The sequence below is a fragment of the Enterocloster lavalensis genome (genome assembly GCF_046603895.1).
Classification (GTDB): Bacteria; Bacillota; Clostridia; order Lachnospirales; family Lachnospiraceae; genus Enterocloster; species Enterocloster lavalensis.
Map to the genome: position 1 here is coordinate 1,278,310 of NZ_CP176637.1, position 12,647 is coordinate 1,290,956.

Annotated in this window: 6 protein-coding genes; 5 read left to right on the plus strand and 1 reads right to left on the minus strand. The window is 58.2% G+C overall.

Features of this window, described 5'->3' with window-relative positions; translation table 11 throughout:
- Window positions 1-44 precede the first annotated feature (44 nt).
- Window positions 45-4,739 carry an EAL domain-containing protein gene (locus ACK2JC_RS05635; RefSeq protein ID WP_320938162.1) on the minus strand — a complete coding sequence of 1,565 codons (4,695 nt, stop codon included), beginning with the start codon at window positions 4,737-4,739 and terminating at the stop codon, window positions 45-47.
- Between the two features lie 314 nt (window positions 4,740-5,053).
- On the opposite strand from ACK2JC_RS05635, the gene ACK2JC_RS05640 reads away from it, so the two are divergent.
- The 5 genes from ACK2JC_RS05640 (at window position 5,054) to ACK2JC_RS05660 (ending at window position 12,156) form a co-directional block, all read left to right on the plus strand.
- Entirely contained in the window at window positions 5,054-6,601 is a 1,548-nt protein-coding gene (locus tag ACK2JC_RS05640) for a collagen-like protein (RefSeq protein ID WP_411338462.1), read from the plus strand.
- Between the two features lie 201 nt (window positions 6,602-6,802).
- Window positions 6,803-7,888, plus strand: coding sequence for a glycosyltransferase family 2 protein (locus tag ACK2JC_RS05645; protein ID WP_320938164.1), 1,086 nt, complete (start codon window positions 6,803-6,805; stop codon window positions 7,886-7,888).
- Window positions 7,889-8,994: 1,106 nt separating this feature from the next.
- Window positions 8,995-9,699 carry an exosporium glycoprotein BclB-related protein gene (locus tag ACK2JC_RS05650; protein ID WP_368274979.1) on the plus strand — a complete coding sequence of 235 codons (705 nt, stop codon included), beginning with the start codon at window positions 8,995-8,997 and terminating at the stop codon, window positions 9,697-9,699.
- A gap of 337 nt (window positions 9,700-10,036) precedes the next feature.
- A complete protein-coding gene (locus ACK2JC_RS05655) occupies window positions 10,037-11,401 on the plus strand; it encodes an IS1182 family transposase (protein ID WP_411337769.1) in 1,365 nt (454 codons plus the stop codon).
- A gap of 551 nt (window positions 11,402-11,952) precedes the next feature.
- Entirely contained in the window at window positions 11,953-12,156 is a 204-nt protein-coding gene (locus ACK2JC_RS05660; protein WP_334293931.1) for a hypothetical protein, read from the plus strand.
- The last annotated feature ends 491 nt before the right edge of the window (window positions 12,157-12,647 follow it).

Consider the following 12,647-nt stretch of genomic DNA (forward strand, 5'->3'; position numbering starts at 1 on the left):
GCCGGTCCCAGGCAGCTGCTTCTCCCATTTAAATGGCGGGCAGGTTAATCCCTGTCCGCCAATTCATATCGAACCGCCTTCATGGACGGTTCATAGAGCTTGTACCGTCCCTTACCGTCCATCTTTGCCGCAAACAGCGCGATGTCCGCTTTCCGGTACAGCTCGTCAAAATCAGTCCCCTGGTCCGGCGTCATGGCGTAACCCACGGACACGGAGAACAGAATCTCCCGGTCACCGTGGCGGCAGATGCTTTTCATGGAGCGGACGATAAAGTCCATCTTCCGGTCCGCGTCCTCCTGCCGGATCTGTTTGCACAGAACCAGGAACTCGTCGCCGCCGATGCGGCACACCACGTCCTTTTCCCGGAAAAGCCGTTTCAGCTTTGCGGCGTTCTCTGCGATGATCTGATCCCCGCAGGCGTGGCCGAACACGTCGTTTGCCACCTTGAAGTCGTCCAGATCCAGCATGATTAACGCCGCCGTCTCATCCTCCTCCATACTGCACAGATACTCGCGGATGCGCGCCACTCCGCTCTGCCGGTTGTAAAGCCCGGTGAGGGAATCCGTGGCCGCCAGCTTTCTCAGCTTCAGCTCCTGGCTCTTCTGCTCGTCGATGTCCATGACAAAAATGCAGGAATACACGTCCGGCCGGTCCCCGATCTGCATCAGGTACATGACCGCCTTCATCCACCGCACCTGGTTCTTGTAAATCCAGCGGTATTCCAGGCTGTCCGTGTAAATCCCCGCCCGGTACAGCCCCATCAGCCGTTCGCGGTCCATAAACTTGGCCACAGCGGCCTGAAACTCAGGGGTCACCAGATTGTTGTTCAGATAGGCGACGGCCTCGGTATAGCTTGTGTCCGGTATACCAGCCTCCCCCATCCATTTCTCCCGCCCTTCGCCGTTTAAAATCATGTCTCTGGTCAGATTCGCCTGGAAATCATAGGTCGCCTGGCTGCGCAGAAGTTCCAGGGTTTTCAGCTGTTCCTCCCGGCACAGGGCCTCATTTTTCTGTTTTGTGACGTCCGTGTAATACCCAACCGCCCGGACGGGTCTGCCCTCCTCGTCCCGGATCGTCTCGCAGCCCACCCGGACCCAGACCGTTTTCCCGCCGCGGACGCGGACCGGGACCTCACAGGTATGGCTCTCGCGGTTTTCCCCGTTTTTCACTTCCTCTGTAAACCTGCGGTACCGCTCCCGGCCCGATTCCTGCAGGCAGAAGTTCTCAAAAATCCGTTCCGGGAAATCCATCACCGTCACCATTCCACTGCAAAACGGTCCGTAGGTGGCGGTCAGCTCCACGTTCTGCACCACGTTGGTCAGAATCAGCGTATTTCTCTCAAAATCCCAGTCCCAGCAGTTGAGCCCCGCCTGTTTGAGGATGCTCTCCGTGCGCTTGCCGGCCACCCAAAGCTCGTGCTCCTTTTGTTTGAGGCCGGTGATGTCCAGCACCACGCCGTGCACCAATCCCCGGATGTCCTCCCGGGCGTACCGGCTCTGGTCCGTGACCCAGATATAACCGTCCGCTCCCATGATCCGGTATTCCAAATCCGCGGTCCCGCCCCCCTTCTCCAGCCGGCCCGCAGCTTCCCTCACCCGCTCCCGGTCGCCCGGGTGGATCATGTTCATCATTTTATTGTCAAACCGCGCCCGGATCTGTTCCGCGCTCCAGCCCAGAATTTCCAGAAAACGGTTGCTGATGTACATAAAGGTGAGGCCGCGGTCATTTTCACAGCAGTGATAACCGCCCGGCGTCTCGTTGTTCAGGAAATGCAGCTCCTGGTTCTGACGGATGATCACCCGGTTGTGTTCCGCCAGCACCCTCTGCGCTGCCATGGACTCGGATATATCCGCGCAGGCGCTGATAATCGCAGGGCGTCCGTCCTCGGTCCGGATCACCTTTCCCTTGTCCAGTGCCCAGAACCAGCCGCCGTTCTTTTTCATCATGCGGTAGGTGGTTATGTATTCCGTACCCGGCTCGGTCAGGTCGCCGATGTCCTCCACCACACGCAGCCGGTCGTCGGGGTGGATGGTGTTGATCACCCGTCCCCGGATCGCCTCCGAGAATTCCCCGAAGGACTGGTATCCCAGAAGGCCCACCATCTCCTGGTTGGCAAAATACAGCGGAAACCCTTCCTCGCAGTACCCGCCGATCAAGCCGCCCGGCGTCATTTGGGCGAAAATGGCCGCGGCGGCGCGGCGGTTGTCCTCGGTCAGCGCCTTGAAACCCTCGTCGTTTTCCGCGGTGCGGACCGCCGATGCCAGCGCCCGCTGGGAGGCTTCCAGCTTATGCTCCCTGCGCTTCTGTTCCGTCACGTCGCTGACCGCTCCGTAGAACATCTGGTGCCCTCCCTGCTCCCGCAGAAAGAACGCCCGCAGATGCATCCAGATGGTGCCCTCTTCCTTGCAGAGACGACGTATATCCCCCTCCGCTCCGTTTAGCGGGTCCAGCCGCGCGCGCCGGAAAATGTCCACCGCCACCGGGCGGTCCTCCTCGTAAATCCCTTCCAGAATCGTTTTCCGGTATTCCTCCAGATCCACGGGATTGGTCCGCGTCACCTTGTAATACTGTTCATTGGCCCGGGTGAGTTCCATCTGATCGCCGCACACGTCGTAGAAGACCACGCCGCCCAAAATATTGTTGATCAGAATATCGCTGGCCACGCCGCCGCGCAGGAGCTCGTCCAGGCTGATGCGCTCCACCCCGGGAGCCGTCAGTCCGCGGAAATCCACATTCCGCTCGTCCGCCAGCCGCGCCTCCAAATCCTCAATGGGCATGGGGCGGTAAAAATAATACCCCTGCCCGTAAATGCAGCCAATATTCAACAGGAAATCCACCTGCTCCCGGGTTTCCACGCCCTCCGCGATCAGGCGCAGCCCCATGAGCCGGGCCATATTGGTGATAGCCTCCAGGATTCCCACGCCCTTGCCAACGCTCTGCTCGTCCATGTCCAGGAACTTCATGTCGATTTTGAGCACGTCCACATTGACGTCCTTTAACATGTTCAGGGAGGAATAGCCGCTGCCGAAATCGTCCATGAGCACGGTAAAGCCCGCAGTTCTGAGCCCCTCCACCACAGCGGTCACCGCCGTCGTGTCCTCGGCGTAGGCGCTCTCCGTGATCTCCACCTCCAGCAGCCGCGCCTCCAGGCCGTACCGGTCCGTCAGTTCCTTTAGCTCTTTCACCACGTCCAGAGTGTACACGTCCACCCGCGAGACGTTGACCGAAATCGGTATCGGGCGGTGTCCATTTTCAATCCATCTCTTCAGATGGAAACAGACCTTGTCCCAAATGTACCGGTCCAGGTTGGAGACAAACCCATTTTCTTCCAATAATGGAATGAAATCCCCTGGCCCGATCAGCCCGCGCTCCGGGTGGTTCCAGCGCACCAGGGATTCCAGGCCGATGATTTTCCCCGTGGCCATATTGCACTTGGGCTGGGCGTAAAATGTGAACTCATCCCGCTCCAGGGCCCGCTGCACCTCGGACAGGAGCATGTGGTTCTCTTCCATCTTCCGCTTCATCCGCGAATCGTAGCGGCAGGACCGGTGGGCATAGTTTCCCTTCATCTCCCCCAGCGCGATCACGGCCCGGTCGTACATTGTGCTGACCGATATGCTCCGGTCCACAATGGGATAAATGCCGAAGGCCGGCTGGAAACCGGCGTTGCCGCCCCGCACCTTGGCATAGCGGATCATCTTGTCCTGAAGGCGTTCCAGCACCTCCGGGCGGTCCGGCAGAATGATCCCAAAATCATCTCCCCCCATATATCCGGCTACCCCGCCGCTGGCCTGTTGTTCCTCCCGGAGACAGGCTCCGATCTTCACCAGAAAGCTGTCCCCGGCCTCCTGCCCGTACCACTCGTTAAACAGCTTGAAATGTTCGATGTCGGCAGCCATGAGACAATAAGGCTCCGGCCCCGCCTGTTTTAAAAACGCCTCCGCCTCCCGGAAAAAGACGGCCCGCCGGTACACGCCGGTCAGGGGATCCACGTTCGTATCCTGTAAACGGGAATTCCGGCGCAATTCCAGCTCACGCCGTTTCTGCTCATCGATATCCTGTATGAAACACATGACAATCTTGTCGCCGTTCGCCCCATGGCGCACCGGAACCAGGGTATGGATCCCCCAGCAGTAGGAACCGTCCGACCGTTTGCCCCGGAACTGCCCTTTGAGCGTGTTGTTGGGTTCTGCCGCCAGGCGGGACGGCAGGCTGTCCAGGCTCCAGAACTTCCGGAACACCTCCCGGTCGTCCGGGTGAACCAGCGTCTGCGCCGCAGCCTCCACCCCCGCGGCCAGCCGTCCGACACAGGCCGGAAGATCGTATTTCCCCTCCACCTGGTAGAGAATCTTGAAAATATCGCGGGTCAGATTCAGCTCAAACAGCACATCATAGGCGGAGGTGCTGGTCAGGTTGAAAAACAGATTCCGGTTGCCCTCCTGTATTTTGCGGGCGAAAACAGCATGGCAGCGGCCCTCGCCGGGCCAATCGATCCTGCCGGTATTGACCTCCACCCACTGGTCCACCAGCTGATTATAAAAAATGCTGTCGCTGCCGTCCTCCTGGCCCAGGGGACAGTCGAAACAGGGGGCGGACTCCCCGCAGAGCGCCCGGTAGCACAGTTCCCCCATTTTGAGGGAGGGAAACACCTCCGCGAGCGCATGATTAAAGTAGACGATCCGGTAATGATCGTCCACAATGTAGATTCTGGTATCTCTGCTCTCACTGTTGAATTCCATAAAGCCCTCATTTCCATCCACAGGATATGATGTTTCAGAATTGGCGCAATGGGACATCTGCCCGACGGTCCGCGTTTTCCTGCTGCCGGACCGGCCACGGCGCAGACCGGTCAAACCAATATGAATTAGCTTCATTATAAACTTATTTCACAGTGCAGTCAATTTTAAACGCGCAGTTTCTGTTTTCACTCTGACCGGCTGCCCTCACAAAATCCCTATTTCCCTCATATGGTACTGTATATGAGCATTCACGGGATACCACTCTGCCCTGCGGCGCGGGTCATATGGTGAATGCGGAATAAGGAGACTTGGTCATGTACAACTGCAATTTCAACCGCATAAATTCATCTGACAATCTCAATCTCCCACAGCCGGACTGCTGCTGCCCCGGCGGGTCCCGCTGCTGCCCCCGCTGCTGCGGACGCGGCCCGGCCGGACCCGTGGGACCCGGAGGGCCTCAGGGCAGACCCGGACCCATGGGGCCGAGAGGGTGTCCCGGACCTACGGGACCGGCCGGCCCCCAGGGACGACCCGGGCCAACCGGACCGGCCGGGCCCCAGGGCAGACCCGGACCCACGGGAGCCATGGGACCTCAGGGGTATGTGGGACCCACCGGGCCGACTGGAGCAACCGGAGCCACGGGGCCTGCCGGTTTGCCCGGGCGAAACGGAGCCATGGGACCCACCGGACCGACTGGACCGGCTGGGGCCGACGGGATAAACGGAACCAACGGGGCCATGGGACCCACCGGGCCGACTGGAGCTCCGGGAACCAACGGGGCCATGGGGCCAACGGGACCCGCCGGGCCGGTGGGAGCTACCGGGGCTACAGGACCCGCGGGGTCTGATGGAGTGGCCGGAGCCACGGGAGCTACCGGAGCCACGGGGCCGACTGGACCGATGGGAGCTACCGGGGCCACAGGGCTGGCGGGCGCTAACGGAGCGGTCGGGCCAACTGGGCCGACAGGGGCCACGGGGCCGATGGGGGCTACTGGAGCCACAGGACCGGCAGGCGCTAACGGAGCGGCCGGACCAACTGGGCCGACCGGGGCCACGGGACCTTCCGGGAGCAATGGGTTGAATGGAGCAATGGGGCCAACGGGACCGACGGGCGCCACCGGGGCTACGGGACCGGCCGGGAGCAACGGACTGATGGGCCCGACCGGGCCGACTGGAGCGACGGGCGCCAACGGGCCTACCGGGGCAACCGGCGCTACCGGAGCCACGGGGCCAGCCGGAACCAACGGAATTATGGGGCCGACCGGGCCAACCGGGGCGGCGGGACCGGCCGGGCCGACTGGGGCAACCGGGCCCGCGGGAACGAACGGGACCAACGGAGCTATGGGACCGACGGGACCAACGGGGGCCACGGGACCAACTGGACCAACGGGACCAACTGGACCAACTGGACCCACGGGACCAACGGGACCAACCGGCGCAACCGGCACTGTTCCGGACGACGTGTTTGCTGCCTTTGCGACCTTCGCCATCCCGTTTACAAACGCCACCCAAATCCCGATGGGGACCGTAACTGCAGATCCCACGGGGCAGATTGTTCTGACCGACAACACGCGGATCACGCTGGCACCGGGATATTACCTGATTTCCTACCACGTATCCGCCCTTGTGGCGACACCCGGTTATATTCAGATCACGCCCTATTACAACAATGCCTCGCACATTGAATACGGCATCTACTTTAAAACAGGGACGAATTCAACCTCCGCCTACGGATCCAACTCGATCATCATCGAAGTTCCGGCGGAAACCCGTTTTTCCCTGACCTACAACAGCAATGTCACCAGCTCCGAAGGCACCGCTACCGTCACGGTTCTCAAGCTGAACCGGCCGCTCTCCGCTTAGAGCCTCTGCCGGTTCCCGCCTGATACCGGCACTTGACGTCTCCGCCTCTGCCGGATTCCCCAGGCAGCGCATAGCCTTCAGACCGGACCTTTGTCTCCACCCCAATGCCGTTTCCCTCACATTCACCAAACTTGTTCACATTTCATATAGTAATATTGAGCTGACAAACAGCTCAATCGAAAACTTTACGGGGAGGACGCCGTGATTACCATCAGTTTATGTATGATTGTTAAGAATGAGGAGGCGGTTCTGGGGCGGGTTCTGGAGCAAATGAGGGGAATTGCAGACGAAATCATTGTCGTGGACACCGGCTCCGCAGACCGGACCAGGGAAATTGCCGCACAGTTCACCGATCACGTGTTTGATTACAAATGGCACCAGGACTTCGCAGCAGCCAGAAACTTTGCCTGCTCAAAGGCGTCCATGGATTATTGGATGTGGCTGGACGCGGACGACGTGATCCGTCTGGACCAGCAGAAGCTATTGCTGAGGCTGAAAGAATCGTTAAATCCGGCCACGGACATTGTGATGATGAAATATCTGACCGGTTTCGACCAGAACGGTCATGTGACATTTTCCTATTACCGCGAGCGGCTGATCAAAAACCGCCGGGGCTTTTTGTGGGAAGGCAGAGTCCACGAGGCGGTCACGCCCCGCGGCAATATTCTCTATTCGCCGGTGGAAATCGAGCACCGCAAACTCGCCGCCGGGGACAGCGACCGGAACCTCAGGATCTATGAGACCATGATCGGGGAGGGCGAAACACTTTGCCCGCGCCACCAGTTTTACTATGGGCGCGAGCTGTATTATCACCAGCGATATGAGGAGGCCGTCAAAGTCTTCGAGCACTTTCTGGAGGAACCCGACGGCTGGGTGGAAAACCGGATCGACGCCTGCCTGCAGCTGTCCCGCTGCCGGGAACAGCTGGGACAAAAGCGGGAGGCGTTCCTGGCTCTGACGGGCAGTTTTCTCTATGACGAGCCCAGGGCGGAAATTCTCTGCGAGATCGGCCGCCTGCTGATGGGGGAACACGCTTACAAGACCGCCGCCTACTGGTACCAGCGGGCCCTGGAGCTCACGCCCCGGGACACCTCCGGCGCATTTGTGCTGCAGGACTGCTACGGGTATATCCCATATATGCAGTTGTGCGTGTGCTTCGACCACCTGGGCGACCACAAAAAAGCCCGCGAATATCACCTTCTGGCCAGGGAATTGAAGCCGGAAGCCGAGGCCGTAAAGCAGAACCAGTTGTATTTTGACAAGCTCTTTCAAGATGAGGAAGGATAACCTGTTCACATCCTCCTCACATTCCGTTCACAAAATTGTTACCATTTCAACAAACTTTCCTAACATTTACCGGATATACTGAATCATGTAAAGAGCTAATGCCAACAAGACTTTTTTTCATAATACTCTGGCCGACCGGAAGAATCCGGTCGGCCTCCTCCCTTTTCAGGGGCAAAATTCCACTTTGTTTTCAATCAGCAGCAACCGTGGCCCGCCATCTCAAAATACCCGTTGGTCCCGTCGTAGGGCTCATTCTTCATGCACAGGTGCACGGCCGGGAGCTTGAAGGTCCGCGGCATGGCCAGGATGTTGGGGCTTGTTCACCAAACTTGTTCGATTTTCATATAGTATATTGAGTTGGTAAACAGCGTCCGGCCGGACTGTCCCCAAAATCCCCGCCGCTGCCCTCTCACACCGCCGGAACCGACGCCATAACCGTTTCCGGTGTATCGATCACGCATTTGAATCTCAGACAGCTTCCCAGAGAAGCCAGGCATCGACAATAAGGAGCGATTATTATGTGTTTTAATTATCCGAATGGAATGAATTACGGCGGCGCCCCCGGAGGCGGCGAGCCGGATCCGGCCGCATACGACGCGCGCAGATATCCCGGATCGAATTGCTGCAACTGCTGCAACCGCGGTCCGACCGGACCGCAAGGTCCCATGGGGCCTCAGGGACCGATGGGACCCATGGGGCCGCGAGGCTGCCAGGGTCCCCGGGGAATCACAGGACCGACCGGCACAATGGGCCCTCAGGGTTATGTAGGACCCACAGGCGCAACTGGACCAACCGGACCGGTCGGCTATCCCGGGCAGCCCGAACCAATGGGGCCCACTGGGCCGACAGGACCGGCAGGGGCGAATGGGCTTAACGGAGCCATGGGACCTACTGGGCCGACCGGGGCAACAGGAGCCAATGGCTTAAACGGAGCCAATGGGCCAATGGGGCCGACTGGACCAACCGGACCAGCGGGGGCCAACGGGCTTAACGGAGCCATGGGACCAACCGGGCCGACCGGACCGGCGGGGGCCAACGGACTTAACGGAGCTATAGGGCCCACTGGGCCCACTGGACCGGCAGGGGCGAATGGACTCAATGGAGCCATGGGACCCACCGGGCCGACTGGGGCAACGGGAGCCAACGGAGCTGCCGGACCGACCGGGGCAACCGGACCGACTGGCGCAACCGGAGCAACTGGGCCTACTGGCGCAACCGGGCCGACTGGGCCCACCGGACCTACTGGTACTGCCGGAATTACCGGCGCTACCGGGCCTACTGGAGTGGCGGGTTCCTCCGCAATTATCCCCTTCTCATCGGGAACGCCGTTGACAATGACCACCATAGCCGGTGGCCTGGCCGGTATTCCATCGCTGATTGGCTTTGGCAGCAATGCTCCCAGCGTCAGTGTGCTAGGTACCACGATTGACCACACAAATGTTGCCGGTACGTTGACAAACTTTGCATTTTCCGTGCCGCGCGACGGCACAATCACTGCTCTGTCAGCATTTTTCAGCACCACCGCAGCGCTGTCCCTGACCGGCTCCACCATCACAATCCGGGCGCAGCTCTATCAGTCCACCACGCCGAACAATATTTTTTCACCGATCGCCGGTGCAGTCGTCACCCTAGCGCCAGCGCTTACCGGTGTTATCTCCATCGGCAGTCTATCCAATGGACTGACAAGCGGCCTCTCTATTCCAGTGACCGCGGGAACAAGGCTTCTGCTGGTGTTTTCCACTACCGCTTCCGGTGTTTCTCTTGTTAACACCGTTGCCGGTTACGCGAGTGCCGGCCTCGCAATTTCCTAAAACATGCCGGTTCGTTAAATCATCTCCCCCGGACAGTGAAAACTTCAAACTGTCCGGGGGATTTTTAGCGCAATGTTCAAAATTGTATGTGACGCTATAGGTACTGGCCCCGATATCCCGACCATGGTTTGGACGGCAAGCAAAATGACTGGCTGCTTTCGCTACCTGTATAAGCATTGATCCCTGTGCCAGTGGAGACCGACACAAGCGGCCTAAACATTGGTTACAGGCCGCTCTTTGCTATCTGTTCAAAAGGCCTCGGGTCAACTTGGGGCTGTTGACAAAGTCCCCTTAGCGCCGGAAATATGATATAATGAAAAAAAGAGCGGAGAGGGGGATGGGAATGCAACTGAAGCTGCACATGGTAACGATAGAAGATTTGGTCCCAGAGGGACACTTTCTGCGAAAACTGGAAGCCACGCTGGACTTGTCCTTCATTCATGAAGAAACAGCCCATCTGTACAACCGCAGATACGGCCGCCCACCCATTGCCCCTGTTGTGCTGGTAAAATATCTGCTGGTAGGATACCTGTACGGGATCCCATCGGAACGGCAGATCGAACAGCGTATCCAGACAGATGTGGCCCTGCGGTGGTATCTGGGCCTGGATCTGTTTGACCGGGTACCGGACCACAGCACCATCTCTCAGCTGCGCCGTCGCAAGCCTTCTTTCCGCAAGGTTTTCCGTCGGCTGTTTGAGGAAGTGGTGCGGCAGTGCATTGAAAAAGGTCTGGTCAGCGGGAAATTGGCAGCTACCGACTCTACCCATGTAAAGGCCAATGCCTCCCGTGCGTCGGAGCATCTGGTGGAAATGCCCGAGGAACCGGGCGTATACTGGGAACGGCTGGACGGCTACGAGGAAGAAGGACTGCAGAAACTGGAGAAACGGACCGGACACCGCCGGAAGAAGCGGACAAAGCAAATCAAGCGGGACAGCCGCCGCAGCCACAAGCGTGTGAGCCGGACTGATCCGGAGGCAGGGCATATGAAACGGCCGGGGAAGCCGGAGGGCCAGTACTACCTGAGCCATCAAACCCTGGACACGGACCACGGTGTGATCCTGGGTGTGACGGTGACACCGGGCGATGTGCATGATTCCGTGCCATACCTGGACCATCTGGAGCAGATCCATCGAAATGTCTTCCCCATTCAGGCGGCCACAGCGGACGCCGCTTACGATTTTCCTCTGGCCCACCGTGTGCTGGAGGAGCAGGGAATCTCCTTTTATGTCAGGCCGCAGCCTTCTGCTGATAGGACCAAGGCGGAATTCAAACGGGATGCCTTTTCTTATGATGCGGAGAAAGATGTTTATCAATGCCCCAATGGGAAAGAGCTTCGAGTGAAGGGGCTGTACCGCAGCGCCAGCGGTGTGTACTGGGAGTATTGGGCAGACCGCGGAGACTGCCGGAGCTGTCCTTTCCGGGAGAAATGTTTGAGCGAAAATGATAAACGCGGCGCACGAAGGCTGCTGGATACCTACTTCCGTCCCACAGTACGGCGGCATCTCGCCCGGCAAAACGAGCCGGACTATCTGGATGCGCTGCGCAAGCGGCAGATCTGGTGCGAGGGCACGTTTGCCGCCCAAAAGTGGGGACATAACTTAACACGCGTCTTACGACGGGGTTTAGAGGCAGCGGAGGACCACTGCCTCCTCTCGGCGACCGCTTTGAACTTAAAAAGGATGATAAGATGTATGGGATGACGCCGGTAGGCGTCTTTTTTATTGCTTTTTTCCGCTCGTAATAAATGATCAGGCACTTTGTCAACAGCCCCAACTTGGCCCAAAGCTCCAACGTTCCGCTTGATTGGTTACGCCTCATTCTCTCTATCGCTCCTGTTCCTTATTTTTCTCCAACTGCCTATATACTGTTAGTCTTTACCTCTTTAGCGTAAGGCGGTCGTGTTAAATTTGTTTTTTCCCGTGGAAAACGCGCCTGTAGTCTCCGCCTGGACGACGTTTGTCCAGTGACGAGATAAGCTCGTACTTCATTTTTCCTTGTTTGCAGGGTATATAGTCACTTTCCTTTTAACAGCGGCGCCACCTGGCCTACCGGGAGTAGCGGGTGCCACGATGGGCCTCACAAATGCTGCCGGTACGCTGACAAACTTTGCATTTTCCGTGCCGCGCGACGGCACAATCACCGCTCTGTCAGCATTTTTCAGCACTACCGCAGCGTTGTCCCTGACCGGCCCACCATCACAATCCGGGCACAGCTCGATCAGTCCACCACGCCGAGCAATATTTTTTCACCTATAACTGGAGTAGTTGTCACCCTGGCGCCAGCGCTTACCGGTGTTATCTCCATCGGCAGTCTATCCAATGGACTGACAAGCGGCCTCTCCATTCCAGTGACCGCAGGAACAAGGCTTTTGTTGGTGTTTTCCACTACCGCTTCCGGTGTTTCTCTTGTTAACACCGTTGCCGGTTACGCGAATGCCGTCCTCGCAATTTCGTAAAACATGCCGGTTCGTTAAATCATCTCCCCCGGGCAGTGAACGATACTGCCCCTGATATCCCGACTATGATTTTTTTGGGGGGCGGGCAGAATGGCCGGCTGCATTCGATCACCTGTTTAAACATTGTTCCAGTGCCAGCTTCATAGTTTCAAAAGCTTGTTATCATTTCATATGGTATACCAGGCTCTCAAATGGATACCACTTCATTTTATTGCGTAGCATTTAACCGTTTGCCTGTTGCACCTCGTCTCATTTACAAGGTTTGCAGCCGTTTTTCCTTAAGCTGCATTATATCAGCTCCAACGGGCCGCAAGTACGACCAGAATAGCCGGACCGCCTGCGCATATCACAAAACTTGTTTACTTTTCATATGGTATAGTAGACCGCCAGGCGGATGTCCCCTCGTTTTGTTGCAAATCGGACATCCTGCCATTTCCCCTCCTCCCATTGGATTAGGCCAGGCAATTCAGATCGCCTGCCGAGCCCTCTGC